General features: G+C 69.8%; 11 protein-coding genes. 5 read left to right on the top strand and 6 right to left on the bottom strand.

Annotated features, from left to right (window positions below):
- Window positions 1-34: 34 nt before the first annotated feature.
- Entirely contained in the window at window positions 35-1,993 is a 1,959-nt protein-coding gene (gene dxs, locus MK786_RS02655; RefSeq protein ID WP_241110691.1) for a 1-deoxy-D-xylulose-5-phosphate synthase, read from the top strand.
- Window positions 1,994-2,064: 71 nt separating this feature from the next.
- A complete protein-coding gene (gene pepN / locus MK786_RS02650; RefSeq protein ID WP_241110690.1) occupies window positions 2,065-4,584 on the top strand; it encodes an aminopeptidase N in 2,520 nt (839 codons plus the stop codon).
- Window positions 4,585-4,772: 188 nt separating this feature from the next.
- Here the strand turns inward: pepN and MK786_RS02645 are convergent, their stop codons facing one another.
- The 4 genes from MK786_RS02645 to MK786_RS02630 all read right to left on the bottom strand — a co-directional run bounded on the left by MK786_RS02645 (window position 4,773) and on the right by MK786_RS02630 (window position 9,993).
- Complete coding sequence (locus MK786_RS02645; RefSeq protein ID WP_241110689.1) at window positions 4,773-6,920, bottom strand: 3-hydroxyacyl-CoA dehydrogenase NAD-binding domain-containing protein; 2,148 nt, start codon at window positions 6,918-6,920, stop codon at window positions 4,773-4,775.
- Window positions 6,921-6,932: 12 nt separating this feature from the next.
- Complete coding sequence (locus tag MK786_RS02640) at window positions 6,933-8,138, bottom strand: thiolase family protein (RefSeq protein ID WP_241110688.1); 1,206 nt, start codon at window positions 8,136-8,138, stop codon at window positions 6,933-6,935.
- Window positions 8,139-8,210: 72 nt separating this feature from the next.
- On the bottom strand, window positions 8,211-9,410 hold the full coding sequence (locus tag MK786_RS02635) for a ribonuclease D (RefSeq protein WP_241110687.1): 1,200 nt from the start codon (window positions 9,408-9,410) through the stop codon (window positions 8,211-8,213).
- Complete coding sequence (locus tag MK786_RS02630) at window positions 9,403-9,993, bottom strand: DUF3000 domain-containing protein (protein ID WP_241110686.1); 591 nt, start codon at window positions 9,991-9,993, stop codon at window positions 9,403-9,405. Before MK786_RS02630 ends, MK786_RS02635 begins: the two co-directional genes overlap by 8 nt.
- A 25-nt stretch (window positions 9,994-10,018) precedes the next feature.
- On the opposite strand from MK786_RS02630, the gene MK786_RS02625 reads away from it, so the two are divergent.
- The gene (locus tag MK786_RS02625; RefSeq protein ID WP_241110685.1) at window positions 10,019-11,239 is read left to right on the top strand and encodes a S9 family peptidase; all 1,221 of its coding nucleotides are present in this window, start codon (window positions 10,019-10,021) and stop codon (window positions 11,237-11,239) included.
- 13 nt (window positions 11,240-11,252) lie between these two features.
- Here MK786_RS02625 and MK786_RS02620 read toward each other — a convergent pair whose 3' ends face one another.
- Both MK786_RS02620 and MK786_RS02615 read right to left on the bottom strand, forming a co-directional pair.
- The gene (locus tag MK786_RS02620; protein ID WP_241110684.1) at window positions 11,253-11,693 is read right to left on the bottom strand and encodes a SufE family protein; all 441 of its coding nucleotides are present in this window, start codon (window positions 11,691-11,693) and stop codon (window positions 11,253-11,255) included.
- A gap of 34 nt (window positions 11,694-11,727) precedes the next feature.
- Window positions 11,728-12,630 (bottom strand): sulfurtransferase, encoded by a 903-nt coding sequence (locus MK786_RS02615; RefSeq protein ID WP_241110683.1) that lies wholly within the window; start codon window positions 12,628-12,630, stop codon window positions 11,728-11,730.
- 119 nt (window positions 12,631-12,749) lie between these two features.
- Here MK786_RS02615 and zapE point away from each other — a divergent pair, with 119 nt between their 5' ends.
- Both zapE and MK786_RS02605 read left to right on the top strand, forming a co-directional pair.
- Window positions 12,750-13,778, top strand: a complete 1,029-nt coding sequence (gene zapE, locus MK786_RS02610; protein WP_241110682.1) for a cell division protein ZapE — start codon at window positions 12,750-12,752, stop codon at window positions 13,776-13,778.
- Between the two features lie 205 nt (window positions 13,779-13,983).
- The gene (locus tag MK786_RS02605; protein WP_241110681.1) at window positions 13,984-15,225 is read left to right on the top strand and encodes an ammonium transporter; all 1,242 of its coding nucleotides are present in this window, start codon (window positions 13,984-13,986) and stop codon (window positions 15,223-15,225) included.
- The last annotated feature ends 66 nt before the right edge of the window (window positions 15,226-15,291 follow it).

Genomic DNA, 15,291 nt, shown 5'->3' with positions numbered 1-15,291 from the left:
TGCAGAGCCCTTCCGGGGCCGGAAAGGAGCCGGGATGTCGCTGCTGCCGTCCATTGGCGGACCCCGCGATCTCGACGCGCTGAGCACCACGGAGCTGGAGCGACTCGCGGAGGAGATCCGTGCGTTCCTCATCGAGAACGTCGCCCGCACCGGTGGCCACCTCGGTCCCAACCTCGGTGTCGTCGAGCTCACGATCGCCCTGCACAGGGTCTTCGACTCGCCCTCCGACCCGTTCATCTTCGACACGGGCCATCAGTCGTACGTGCACAAGCTGCTCACCGGTCGGCAGGACTTCTCCCACCTTCGCTCGCGCGGCGGCCTCGCCGGCTACCCGCAGCGGTCCGAGAGCCCGCACGACGTCGTCGAGTCCTCGCACGCATCCAGTTCGCTGAGCTGGGCCGACGGCGTCTCGCGCGCCCTGACGCGCACCGGGCGCAAGGACCGCCACGTGGTCGCCGTCGTCGGAGACGGCTCGCTCACCGGCGGCATGACGTGGGAGGCGCTCAACAACATCTCCGACGACAACGACCGCAATCTCGTCATCGTCGTCAACGACAACGGACGGTCGTACGCGCCGACCATCGGCGGCATGGCCCGGTACCTCAACCGCGTGCGCACCGCCGAGACGTACCGCAACCTGCACCGCGGCTCCGACACCCTCTTCCGCAAGCTCGGCCCCGCCGCCCGCGCCGTGTATCGCGGCGTGCGCGGCGGTACGCACGGCTTCCTCTCGCGCTTCACGAACAACGCGGCGCTGTACTCCAACCTCGACATCAAGTACCTCGGCCCGGTCGACGGTCACGACCTGCCCACGCTCATCGAGACGCTGGAGCTCGCCAAGTCGTACGGCGCGCCCGTCATCGTGCACGCGATCACCGAGAAGGGCCGCGGCTACCAGCCCGCCCTCGACGACCAGGCCGACGCGTTCCACGCTGTGGGCAAGATCGATCCGCTGACCGGCAAGACTGTCGGCAGTTCGGGCGGCGCGCCGGCGTGGACCGACGTCTTCGCCGACGAACTGGTCTCGGTGGGAGAGAAGCGCGACGACATCATCGCGATGACGGCCGCCATGCTGCGCCCGACCGGCCTGCTGCCGTTCGCGCAGCGATTCCCCGATCGGGTGTACGACGTGGGCATCGCCGAGCAGCATGCGGTCGCCTCGGCTGCCGGGCTCGCCTTCGGCGGGCTGCACCCCGTGGTGGCGATCTACGCCACGTTCATGAACCGCGCGTTCGACCAGGTGCTGATGGATGTCGCGCTCCACCGCGCGGGTGTCACATTCGTGCTCGACCGCGCCGGCGTCACCGGACCCGACGGTCCGAGCCACCACGGCATCTGGGACCTCGCCATGCTGCAGCTGGTACCGCACATCCGCATCGCAGTGCCGCGCGACGCGGAGCGGCTTCGCGAAGAGCTGCAGGAGGCCGTGGCCGTGCACGACGCTCCCACCGTCATCCGGTTCCCGAAGGGCGGTGTCAGCCCCGAGCTGCCCGCCGTCGAACGCCTCGAAGACGGGGTCGACGTGCTGGTCCGCTCGGAGGCGCAGGACGTGCTCATCGTCGGCATCGGTCCGATGGCGCACATCGCCGTCGACGTCGCCGGGCGCCTCCGCGATCAGGGCATCGGCGCGACGGTCGTCGATCCGCGATGGGTCGTGCCCGTCCAGCCGTCGATCGTGACGCTCGCGGCATCCCACCGTCTCGTCATCACGATCGAGGACGGCATCCGCGTCGGCGGCATCGGCACGCGTGTGCGCCAGGTGCTCCGCGAGGCGGGCGTCGACACCGCCGTCGACGAGCTCGGCGTGCCCGACGAGTTCATCGACCATGCCAGTCGCGAGCAGATCCTCGACGACGCCGGCCTCACGCCGGCGAAGATCGCGCACGACGTCGTGGCGCAGGTGCTGGGCACCCGCATCCCCGTCGCGCGCGGCGCGCAGACGACCGAGATCCCGACGATCCCCGCGCTCGCGCGCGACCAGCAGCGGCGCTGACGCCTCGCGCAGGCGGCGCGTCGGCTTCGGTGTCGGCGGGGTGCCGGCATCCGTCGTGAAAGCATGGACGGATGACCAGCGCCAACCTCAGCAGGGCGGAGACCGCAACACGGTCCGCCGCCGTCTCCGTCCTCACCGCCCGCGTCGAGCTGGACGTGACGACGGCGCCGGACGTGGATGAGACCGGGTTCGCGACGGTGAGCACACTGGAGATCGAGACGGATGCCGCAGCCGCCGGGTCCGCGGAGTCCGACGTCGAGACGTGGGTCGACTTCATCGGCGAGTCCGTCGAGGCTGTGGAGGTCGACGGCGTCGCGCGCCCCGTGGAATGGGACGGCGCCCGCGTCCGGATCACCGGACTGCGGGGGCGGCACATCGTGCGCGTCGCCGCGCGGGCGGCGTACAGCCGGTCCGGCGAGGGCATGCACCGTTTCGTCGATCCGGTCGACGGCCAGACGTACCTCTACACGCACTACGAACCCGCCGACGCACGCCGGGTGATGGCGTGCTTCGAGCAGCCCGACATGAAGGCCCGCTACACGTTCGTCGTCACGGCTCCTGCCGGCTGGACCGTGCTGTCGAACCAGGCGGTCGCAGATCGCACGGCCGACCGCGGCGCGCAGCGCGTGGAGTTCGCCGAGACGCTGCCGATCTCGACCTACATCACCTCAGTGGCGGCGGGACCGTACCACCGGGTCGAGGGGGAATGGCGTCGCGGCGATCAGGTCGTGCCGCTGGGGGTCTACTGCCGGGAGTCGCTCGCCGAGCACCTCGACGCCGACGAGATCCTCGAGATCACCGGGCAGGGCCTCGACTTCTTCGCCGACGCCTTCCGCTACGCCTACCCGTGGGGCAAGTACGACCAGATCTTCGTGCCCGAGTACAACATCGGCGCGATGGAGAACCCGGGCCTGGTGACCTTCACCGAGGCGTACGTGTTCCGCGGCGCGGCGACGGTGGCGCAGCACGAGGGCCGTGCCAACACGATCCTCCACGAGATGGCGCACATGTGGTTCGGCGACCTCGTCACGATGCGCTGGTGGGACGACCTGTGGCTCAAGGAGTCGTTCGCCGACTACATGGGCGCGCACGCCACGGCGGCCGTCACGAGGTTCCCGGACGCGTGGGTGACCTTCGCTGCGCGGCGGAAGGCGTGGGCGTACCTCCAGGACCAGCTGCCGACGACGCACCCGATCGTCGCCGACATCGCCGACCTCGAGGCCGCCAAGCTGAACTTCGACGGCATCACGTACGCAAAGGGGGCGTCGGTGCTCAAGCAGCTGGTCGCGTTCGTCGGCGAGGAGGAGTTCTTCGAAGGCGCCCGGCAGTACTTCGCCGCACACGCCTTCGGCAACACCACGCTCGACGACCTGCTCCGCCACCTCGCGGCCGCCTCCGGCCGGGATGTCCGCGCATGGTCTCGCGCGTGGCTGGAGACCACCGGCATGTCGACCCTCCGCATCGAGCGCGACGCGGAGAGCGCCGTGCTCGTGCAGTCCGACCCGCGCCCGCACCGGCTGCGGGTGGGGCTGTTCGATGTGCGTGACGAACGGCTGGTGCGCACCCGCACCATCGACGCCGACATCGCGCACGAGCGCACTCCGCTGGGCGAGATCGGAGCCGCCGACCTCGTGCTGGCCAACGACGGCGACCTCACCTACGCGAAGGTGCGTCTCGACGCCGTGTCGCTCGACGCGGTCGAAGCCGCGCTCTCGACGATCGACGACGCCCTCGCGCGCGGTCTCGTGTGGTCGGCGCTGTGGAACGCGACGCGGGACGGGGACCTGCCCGCGGCGCGGTACCTCGGCATCGTCCGACGGCACGCCGGCGCGGAGACGAACTCCGCGCTGCGCGCGGACGTGCTCGCGAACGCCTCGTTCGCGGTCGGCCACTACGTCACGGCGGAGCGCCGGCCGCAGGAGCGGGCGGCGTGGCTCGAGACGGCGTGGCAGCAGCTGGCGGCGGCCGACGCGGGCAGCGATGCTCAGCTGGCGTGGGCTCGCTCAGTCGGATCAGCGGCGCGGTACGACGATGGCAGGGTGGAGGAGCTGCGGGGGATGCTCGCCGGCACGGTGGCGGTGCCCGACGGACTGGAACTCGACCCCGAACTGCGGTGGGCATGGCTCACGGCGCTGGCGACGACGGGCCACGCGACGGTCGCCGAGGCCGACGCGGAGCTGCGCCGCGACCCGACCGCGAAGGGCCGGACCGCGCATCTGACGGTGCTCGCGGCACGGCCCGACGCAGACGTCCGCGCCGCCGCGTGGCACTCCGCGTGGGAGGACACGACGCTCACCAACGATCATCTCAGTGCAACCATCGCGGGTGTTCGCGCCGGCGGCCGGCGCGACCTCATCGCGGCGTTCGACGAGGCCTACTTCGCGCGGATCCGCGGTGTGTGGAGCGCACGAAGCATCGAGATCGCCGCGCGCCTGGTGCGCGGGCTGTTCCCGGAGGGCGAGTCGCTCGACCTGGTCGACGCCTGGCTTGCGCGGAACGAGGACGCACCGGCAGCTCTGCGGCGCATCGTGACCGAGCAGCGCGACCACCTGGCGCGCGATCTGCGCGTCCGCGCGGCTCAGCCCTCGTAACGTCCGGCGGCATGGCGGATCGCGTGCGCCACGTGCGAGGATTCTCCGACCCCGTGGAGCGGGGTGACCTGCCGGAGAACGGCGACGGCGCGCCCATCGATACGGTGGGTCCGGGCGGCTGAGCCACCCCCGCCCAGACGCACGAGCGGCCCCGGACCGAAGTCCGGGGCCGCTCGTGGCAGAAGGCGTCAGTTCGAGCCGATGCCCGTGATGACCGGGTGGTGGAACGTGTCGCCGAAGGCGCGCTCCGATGCCCCCTCGCGGTCGAGGTACGGCGAGGCGCCGCCGTCGATGAACGGCCAGCCCGCACCGAGGATGAGGCAGAGGTCGATGTCTTCGACCTCGGGCACCACTCCCTCGTCGAGCATGATCTTGATCTCCTGCGCGAGTCCGTCCTGCACGCGACGGAGGATCTCATCGGCCTTGGCCGGCGTCGACCCCACCGCGGGCTTGAGCACCTTCTCGGCGGCCTTGGTCCAGCCGGTGACGCGTCCGCCCTTGTCCTTCTCGACGACCTCGGGAAGCTCCGCGAGCGCGTGGAAGTTCTCGTTCGCGTAGAACCGATCGGGGAACGCGCGCACCATGGTGTCCTGCACGTGTGCGGCGACCTTCCAGCCGACCAGGTCGATCAGCTGGAACGGTCCCATCGGCAGGCCGAGCGGCGCGAACGCCTTCTCGACCTCCGCCACGGGCGTGCCCTCATAGACGGCGCGCGCTGCCTCGCCCATGACCTTGGCGAGAAGCCGGTTCACGACGAAGCCGGGCGCATCGGCGGTGAGCACGGCGTTCTTGCCGAGGCTCTTCGCGACGACGAAAGCCGTCGAGAGCGCGGCATCCGATGTCTGGGGCGTCTTCACGATCTCGACCAGCGGCATGACGGCAACCGGATTGAAGAAGTGGAACCCGACGAGGCGCTCGGGGTGGGCGAGCTTGGCGCCGATCTCCTCCACCGACAGCGACGAGGTGTTGGTCGCGAGGATGGCATCCTCGGCGATGATCTGCTCGATCTCGCCGAACACCTGCTGCTTGACGCCGACCTCTTCGAAGACGGCCTCGATGACGAAGTCGCAGTCCGCGTAGAGGCTCTTGTCTGTCGTGCCGGTGACGAGTCCGCGCAGCCTGTTGGCCGCGTCGCCGTCGAGACGGCCCTTGGCCTCGAGCTTGCCGATCTCTTCGTGGATGTAGGCGATGCCCTTGTCGACGCGCGCCTGGTCGAGGTCGGTGATCAGCACGGGCACCTGCAGCTTGCGCACGAACAGCAGCGCGAACTGGCTGGCCATGAGACCTGCGCCGATGATGCCGACCTTCGTGACCTTCTTGGCGAGCGCCTTGTCGGGGGCGCCGACCGGACGCTTCGCGCGCTTCTGCACGAGGTCGAACGCGTACATGGATGCCGCGAACTGGTCGCCGGCGACGAGTTCGGCAAGCGCCTCGTCCTCGCGGGCGAAGCCCTCTGCCTTGGTGCCGCTCTTCGCCTTGTCGAGCAGGTCGAGCGCGACGTACGGCGACTTCGGCACCGTGCCGATCTTGGACTCGAGCATGCCGCGCGCCATCTTGATGGCGATGGGCCACTTGGTGAGGCGCTCGATCTTGCCGGGCTCGTTCTTGCGCTCCACCTTGGTCTTGCCGGTGAGCACGCGGTCGGCCCACGCCAGCGAGTCCTCGAGGTAGTTCGCGGCGGGGAAGATCGCGTCGACGATCCCGTAGTCGAACGCCTGCTGCGGCTTGAGCATGCGGTTCTGCTTGAGCGGGTTCGAGATGACGACCTCGAGCGCGTTCTCGATGCCGATGAGGTTCGGCAGCAGGTACGCGCCGCCCCAGCCGGGGATGATCCCGAGGAACACCTCGGGGAGCGCGATCGCGGCGGCCGAGGCGTCCACGGTCCGATACGTGGAGTTCAGGGCGATCTCGAGTCCGCCGCCGAGCGCGAGCCCGTTCACGAAGGCGAACGACGGCACGCCGAGGGTGCCGAGCTTGCCGAACACGTGGTGGCCGAGCTGCGCGATCAGGCGAGCGTTGTCCTTCGAGCCGACACGCGAGATGTCGGACAGGTCGGCACCGGCGGCGAGGATGTACTGCTTGCCGGTCACCGCGACGGCCTGGATCTCGCCGGCGGCGGCACGGGTGGAGAGCGCGTCGAGCGTCTCACCGAGCTGCGTGAGCGTGGTCGGGCCGAGCGTGTTCGGGCGGGTGTGGTCGCGGCCGTTGTCGAGCGTGATGAGCGCGAGCACCTTGCCGGAGGGGAGGCGGATGTCGCGCACGCGGGAGTGCGTCACCACCTCGCCGTCGGCGAGGGCGCTCAGCGGCGAGAAGTCGATCTCGTCGTAGTTCGTCATTGCGGCGGGCTCCTACTTCTTCTTCTTGCCGTCGTAGTGCGGGTTCTCCCAGAGGACCGAGCCGCCCTGTCCGAGGCCGACGCACATCGCGGTGAGGCCGTAGCGGACGTCGGGGCGCTCGGCGAAGTGGGCTGCGAGCTGGATCATGAGACGCACGCCCGAGGCGGCGAGCGGGTGACCGAACGCGATCGCCCCGCCCCACGGGTTCACGCGCGGGTCGTCGTCGGCGATGCCGAAGTGGTCGAGCAGCGAGATCACCTGGATGGCGAACGCCTCGTTCAGCTCGAACATGCCGATGTCGTCGATCGTCAGGCCGGCCTTCTTGAGTGCCTTCTCGGTCGAGGGGATCGGTCCGATGCCCATGATCTCGGGCTGAACGCCCGCGAACGCGTACGACACGAGTCGCATCTTCGGGGCGAGTCCGAGCTCCTTCACGGCGCCGCCGCCGGCGAGCAGCGACATCGTCGCACCGTCGGTGAGGGGCGACGAGGTGCCGGCGGTCACGCGACCGTGCGGACGGAACGGCGTCTTCAGGCCCGCCAGGTCTTCCATCGTGGTCTGCGGACGACGGCCCTCGTCTTCGGTCGCCAGGCCCCACGAGCCCTCGGCGTCCTTGATCGCGACGGGCACGAGGTCTGGCTGGATCTTGCCGGCATCATACGCAGCCTGCACCTTGTGCTGGCTGAGCATGCCGAACCGGTCCGAGCGCTCCTTGGTCAGGTGCGGGAAGCGGTCGAAGATGCGCTCCGCGGTGACACCCATGTTGAGCGCACCCGGGTCGACCATCTTCTCGGCGACGAAGCGCGGGTTCGGGTCGGCGTTCGCGCCGATCGGGTGGTGACCCATGTGCTCGACTCCGCCCGCGAGGGCGACGTCGTACATGCCCATCCCGATCGAGCCCGCCATTGTGGTGACGCTCGTCATCGCGCCCGCGCACATGCGGTCGATCGCGAAGCCGGGGACCGACTGGGGGAGGCCGGCGAGGATCGCCACGCTCCGGCCGAGGGTGAGCCCCTGGTCTCCGGTCTGACTGGTCGCGGCGATGGCGACGTCGTCGATGCGCTCCTTCGGAACGTTCGGGTTGCGCTCCATGAGCCCGATCGTCGCCTTCACGGCGAGGTCGTCCGCTCGGGTGTTCCAGTACATGCCTTTTTCGCCGGCGCGCCCGAAGGGGGTGCGCATTCCATCGACGAAGAAGACGTCCGAGATCTCGGCCACTCTGCCTCCAAAAATAGGGATGCCGCCAGCCTAGGATCGCGACGGAGGGCAGGAAAAACGGGTGGCGGAAACCTACGAAGCCGTTTCCGCCGCTTTCGTCGGCTCTTGCACGGAACCCACAAAGGCATCGACGATTACCTGTGCAGTCTGCGCAATCTGCCACTCGCGCGCGCCGAGCGAGGACAGAGCCTCGCCGAGCGATGCCGCGGTCAGCGGCTCGGGCGGAGCCCACGCGACACGGCGCAGCAGCTCAGGGGTCAGCAGATTCTCGGTCGGCATGCGCAGCGCTTCGGCCAGCTGCTCCACGGCGGGCCGTGCGGCTTTCAGTCGGGCGTCGGCCTCAGGGTTTCGATCGGGCCAGGCCCGGGGCGGGGGAAGCGAGTCGCCGCCCGTCGCCCGCTCGAGCGGAAGGTCCTTCGAGGCGCGTCCGTCCTCGATCGCCGCCCACCACCGGTCCAGCTGCGAGCGGCTGGCCCGGCCGGTGAACTCCTTCACGCCGGCCAGCTCCTGCTTCGACTTCGGGTCTGCGAGGACCGCGGCGACGAGCGCGCGGTCCGGCACGAGCCGACCCGGCGCGACGTCCTCGTTGCGGGCGTAGTCCTCGCGCGCGGTCCACAGCGAGCGGGCGACCGCGAGCGCCTTCCGGCCTCGGACGGTGTGCAGGCCGCTCAGCCGACGCCAGGGCTCGTCGCGCGGAGGCTTGGGCTCGCGCTCGAGCACCGCCCGGAACTCCTCGTCGGCGAAGGAGGTCTTGCCCTGCTGCTCGAGCTCGCTCATCAGGACGTCGCGCACGTCGACGAGGTGCTCGACGTCGAGCGCGGCGTACTCGAGCCAGGATTGGGGGAGTGGCCTGGTGGACCAGTCCGAGGCGGAATGCGCCTTGGCCAGCGTGATGCCCAGCGTGTCTTCGACGACTGCGCCGAGGCCCACCCGGTCGTGCCCGAGGAGGCGGGCGGCGAGCTCGGTGTCGAACATCGACGCGGGCTCGAGTCCGAGCTCGCGCAGCGACGGCAGGTCTTGGCTCGCGGCGTGCAGCACCCATTCGGTGTCGCCGATCGCGGCCTGGAGCGAGCTGAAGTCGCCGATGGGCGGCGGGTCGAAGAGGAACACCCCTGCTCCGCGGCGGAAGACCTGGATCAGGTACGCCCGCTGGGAATAGCGGAAGCCGGATGCGCGCTCCACGTCGACGGCGACCGGTCCCTGGCCCTCGCCGAGGCGCCGCGACGCGTCGATCAGGTCGTCGAGCCGATCGATGACGAGGTACTCAGTCACGCGTCGCCTTACGAGAACCCAGCATTGCAATCCCTTCCGAGCCCGGCGGAAGACCCGCGAGCATGCACACCAGCTCTGCCCATGCTTCCACGTGCGGAGCGATCCCGCCTTCGGGAGACCACGAGGCGCGCAGCTCGATCTGCGCGCCGTCGCCCTCGTGCTCCAGCGATCCGAAGCCTTTGGAGAGGGTCTTGGTCGCAGTGCCCGAGGCCGAGTGGAATCCGGCGCGCCGCGACCGGAGGGCATCGGTCAGCCATGACCAGGCGACGTCGGCGAGGAGCGGGTCGACGCCGATGTCGGGCTCGAGGGGCGCCTGTGCGAAGCAGACGATGCGCCAGGAGCCGTTCCACTGCGGGTGCTCCTCGGGATTGTGGAGCAGGATGAAGCGGCCGGTGCCGTAGGCGGAATCGACGCCCTCCTGCTCGGGGCGCACGTCACCGGCGAGAGCGAGCGCGAACGGCGCGAGTCCCGACGGCGCGGGGATCTCGCGGACGGCGATGTCGGCGCGGAAGTCGATCGCCCGAACCTGGTCGGCCACCTGCTCGAACGGCGTCGGAGCCGCGGGGGGACGATGCTCAGCCACGCGGACAGACTAGAGTGAGGCCTCGATGGTCGCCTCCAGGCGCGCCGCGATGAGCGGCGCAGCCCCCAGTCTCGTCGCCGGGATCCGGGCCGCGCTCACCGTGATCAGCGTGGCCCTCGCCGGCGTGCTCTCCGCTCTCGCCGTCGCGTCGGTGCACATGGCGCGCCGGGTGGTCACGCCGGCCGTTCGCCTGCCCGACACCCGCATCCTGTCGCTCGACACCGCCGCGCAGACGATCACGCTCACGCGCACACCCGACACCGAGCTTCCCGGACGCTATGGGCTCTTCACGAGCGGGACGTCGAACTACGTCAAGCTCGGCTCGGTGCTGTCCGAAGACGAGACCAGCGTCAAGCGCAAGCTGCTCACCCACATCGGCTCGGACTCGCGGCTGTCGCCCGATGCCGCGTTCAGCGGGTGGTACTTCGACCGTCCCGACGAGCTGCACCTGCCCTACACGCCCGAGCTGATCGGCTCGGCGGTCGGACCGTGCCCGGCGTGGCTGTTCCCCGCGGGAGACGGCGCGGTGTGGGTCATCCAGGTGCACGGCCGAGGGACCTCCCGCGCCGAATGCCTCCGGGCGGTGCCTCTCTTCCACCAGGCGGGGATCACCTCGCTCGTGGTGTCGTACCGCAACGACGGCGAGGCACCGCGCAGTCGCGCAGGCACCTACACGCTCGGCGCAACGGAGTGGCGTGACGTCGACGCGGCCGTGGGGTTCGCGCGCCGACGCGGCGCGGAGCGCATCATCCTCATGGGGTGGTCGATGGGCGGGGCGATCTCGCTGCAGGTCTCGCTGAACTCGCCCCACCGCGACGCGATCGCCGGGCTGATCCTCGAGTCACCGGTCGTCGACTGGCGACTCGTGCTCGAGTACCAGGCGCGCATCATGAAGGTTCCGCCGACGGTGAGCGGGCTCGCCATCGGCGCGTTGAAGAGCGAGTGGGCGACACCGATCACTCGGGCGGGCAGCGCGATCCCCTTCGACCGCCTCGACGTGGTCGCGCGCGCGGGAGAGCTGCGGCATCCGATTCTCATCCTCCACAGCGACGACGACGGCTTCGTCCCGTCCGACGCGTCGCACGACCTGGTCACGGCGCGTCCCGACATCGTCGAGCTCGAGGTCTTCGAGGTGGCGCGCCACACCAAGCTGTGGAACTACGACCAGGAGCGCTGGAGCGCACGCATCCGCACCTGGCTCTCGGCCCATGACCTCAGCGCCGTGACGTCGTCCGCCGAGGACTGATCGCGGCAGCCTGTCAGGCGCTGCGCTTCGCCTGCACCTGGCGCTTCGCCCGCATGAGCATGCCGGTCATGCCGGAGATCCGCAGCGGCGAGACGACCCGCGTGAGGCCGATGCTCTGCGGGAAGTCCGCGGGGATCGCGAGCACCTCGTCCGACGTGAGCCCGGTGATCCCCTGGGCGAGGATGCTCGCGAACCCGCGGGTCGTCGGCGCCTCGGGCGGTGCCGTCGCGTGCATCGCGACCACGTCGTCGTCGCCGACGTCGATCACGATGAACACGGGGGACTGGCACTCGGCGACGCGCTCGTAGAGCTCGGGGTGCCCCTCGTACTCGGCCGGAACCGGCGGGAGCTCCTGCGAGAACTCCAGCAGCAGCTGCAGCCGCTCGGATTCGGGCAGCTCGAGGAAGTCGTCGCGGATCTCGGCGAGGCTCGCAGGCAGAACGGGGTCAGACATCCCCGCCATCATTTCACGTGCGACGAGCGCCGGCTCAGCGCGCCGGCGCTTCGCCCGGCTCCGAGCCCGCGACGATGGGCACGCGAACCGCGCTGCCCCACTCCGTCCACGAGCCGTCGTAGTTGCGGACGTCCTCGAAGCCGAGGAGGTGCTTCAGCACGAACCAGGTGTGGCTCGAGCGCTCTCCGATCCGGCAGTACGCCACGACGGAGTCACCGTCGGACAGGCCGACCTCGTCGCGGTAGATGGCGTCGAGCTCCGCGCGCGTCTTGAAGCCGCCGTCCTCGGCGACCGCGCGCGCCCACGGCACGCTCTTCGCGGTCGGGATGTGGCCGGCGCGCAGCGCGCCCTCCTCGGGGTACGCCGGCGCGGACGTGCGCGACCCGTCGTACTCCTCGGGCGAGCGCACGTCGATGAGGGGCTTGCCGAGGTGGGCGAGCACGTCCTCCTTGTATGCGCGCAGCGCGCGGTCGTCGCGTTCGACGACCGGGTAGTCGGTCGCGGGCCGGTTGGCCGGTTCGGTCGTAATCGGGCGGCCTTCGGCGATCCATTTGTCACGGCCGCCGTCGAGCAGGCGAACATCCTCGTGACCGAAGAGCGAGAAGACCCACAGGGCGTAGGCGGCCCACCAGTTGCTCTTGTCGCCGTAGATCACCACTGTGTCGTCGCGGCTGATGCCTTTGCGGCTGAGCAGCTCGGCGAAGCCGGCGCCGTCGACATAGTCGCGGACCACCGGATCGTTGAGCTCGGTGTGCCAGTCGACCTTCACCGCGCCCGGGATGTGACCGGTCTCGTACAGCAGCACGTCCTCGTCGGACTCGACCACGACCAGACCGGGGGTGTCGAGCCGTTCCTGCAGCCACTCGCCGGTCACGAGCCGGTTCGGCTCGGAGTACTCGGCGAACTTCGCGGACGACGTGTCGGGCTCGACGGTCATGGGCTGCTCCTCGGGTCGGGGCGTCAAAGGGGACGACTAGGGTTGAACCGTCCGATCTCACCCTAGATTCCCGGGCACGCACACCGCCTCTTCCCGTAAGACACCGACACAGGATGCGCATGACCGCTTCGACCACCCGTACCGGCATCGTGCACCTCGTGGAGCGCGCGCCGCAGCTCGCCGGTGCCGACATGGTCGCAGCCCTCGTGCCGCCGCCGCAGTTCGCCGACGCGACCTTCGAGACCTACCGCGCTGATCCCGCCTACCCGTCTCAGCAGGAGGCGAAGGATCTGCTGCTCGCGTTCTCGGGCGCCGGGCAGCCGGCTAAGGGCGGCTTCTTCCGCAAGGCCAAGCGGCCCGAGACGAAGCCGGGCGTCTACCTCGACGGCGGCTTCGGCGTCGGCAAGACGCACCTGCTGGCCGCGATCTACCACGCGCTGCCGGCTCGCCGGAAGTACTTCGGTTCGTTCATCGAGTACACCGCGCTCGTCGGAGCGCTCGGCTACAAGAACACCGTCGAGCTGTTCCGCGGAGCCGACCTGCTCTGCATCGACGAGTTCGAGCTCGACGACCCGGGCGACACGATGGTGATGACGCGTCTGCTCGGTGAGCTCGTGTCCTCCGGCACACGGCTGGCGGCGACATCCAACACCCCTCCCAACGCCCTCGGCGAGGGACGGTTCGCCGCCCAGGACTTCCTGCGCGAGATCCACGCGATGGCGTCGAGCTTCCAGACCATCCGCATCGACGGCACCGATTATCGTCATCGCGCGGTCGACGGACACGCCCAGGTGCTGACCCAGCCCCAGTACGAAGCGGCGGTGGCGGATGCCTCGGCCTCGGGCCTGGTGTCGGACGACACGTTCGCCCACCTGGTCTCGCATCTCGCGAAGGTCCACCCGTCCCGGTACATCCGCCTGATCGAGGGGCTCAGCGCCGTCGGCATGCGCGACGTGGAGCCCTTCACCGACCAGTCCGCCGCCCTGCGGTTCGTCGCCTTCATCGACCGCGTCTACGACGCCGAGCTGCCGATCCGGGCGACCGGGATCTCGCTCGACCTCGTCTTCCCCGAAGAGATGCTCGCCGGCGGGTACCGCAAGAAGTACCTGCGCGCCGTCTCGCGGCTCGTCGCGTCGACGCTCGCGTGACGCACACCTCCTCCTGCGCGGATTCGCGGCGCGTTCTCGTCGCGCCGAAACAGGATGTTTACACGTACGGGGCCGCTGTAACGATCGGGAAACACGACACGCACGGCCGGTGAAACGCTCGCTCGCCAGACTGACGGAACACGCAGCGCCCTCCCGAGTGCTTCGTGGCTCTGTCACCACCGAACCCGATGCGAGGTATCACCCCATGGACGCACCCGGCAACATCGCCTGGGCGGTAACCGCAACCGCTCTAGTCCTCCTCATGACGCCCGGTGTGGCGTTCTTCTACGGCGGCCTGGTCAAAGCGAAGAGCGTCGTCAGCATGATGATGATGAGCTTCGGCGCACTCGGCCTCGTCGGTGTGCTCTGGATCCTGTACGGCGCCAACATGAGCGTCGTCGACGGCACCTGGAGCTTCGCCGGCAACCCCTTCAGCGACTTCGGGCTCGCGAGCCTCGCGTCGGGTGAGGATGCGAATGTGGGCCTGCTCGGCACCGCGTACGGCGCCACCTTCGCCATCATCACCGTCGCCCTCATCTCCGGCGCCATCGCCGACCGCGCCAAGTTCGGCGCATGGATGATCTTCGCGGGCCTGTTCGCGACGCTCGTCTACTTCCCCGTCGCCGCTTGGGTGTGGGGCGGCGGCTGGGTCTACAACCTCGGCACCACGCTGTTCGGCGAGGAGAGCGGCGTCGCCGTCATCGACTACGCCGGTGGTACGGCCGTGCACATCAACGCCGGTGCCGCAGCCCTCGCCCTGGCTCTCGTCCTCGGCAAGCGCATCGGTTTCCAGAAGGGCATCCTCAAGCCGCACAACGTGCCCCTGACGCTGCTGGGCGCATCGCTCCTGTGGTTCGGCTGGTTCGGCTTCAACGGCGGCGCGGAGTGGCTGTCGGAGGACATGGGGGGCGTCGGCCTCATCACGATCAACACGCTCGGCGCGACCGCGGCCGCGGTCATCGGCTGGATCCTCGTCGAGAAGTTCAAGGACGGCAAGCCCACGTCGGTCGGCGCCGCCTCCGGTGCCGTCGCCGGCCTCGTCGCGATCACCCCGGCCTGCGCCAACCTCACCCCCGGATGGGCCCTGCTGCTCGGTGTCGTCACCGGTGCCGTCTGCGCCCTGGCGATCGAGCTTAAGTTCAAGCTCGGCTTCGACGACTCGCTCGACGTCGTGGGCATCCACCTCGTCGGCGGTCTCATCGGCACGATCTACCTCGGCTTCTTCGCGACCGAGACCGGCCTCTTCCTCGGCGGCGGCCCCGAGCAGCTCGTCGTGCAGGTCATCGCCGCCCTCGGCGTGCTGATCTACTCCTTCGCGGTGTCGTTCGCGATCGGGTTCGTCATCGAGAAGACGATCGGCTTCCGCGTCAAGAACGAGGACGAGATCGCCGGTGTCGACACGGTCGTGCACGGTGAGGAAGGATACCTCCTGGACGAGCGCGTCTGACGCACCGACCGAACGAGGGGCGTCGCGGTCCGACCGCGGCGCCCCTCATCGTCAGCGCTAGGGTGA

This window comes from Microbacterium sp. CFH 31415, from assembly GCF_022538185.1.
Lineage (GTDB): Bacteria > Actinomycetota > Actinomycetes > Actinomycetales > Microbacteriaceae > Microbacterium.
This window is presented reverse-complemented; position numbering and strand designations above follow the sequence as displayed.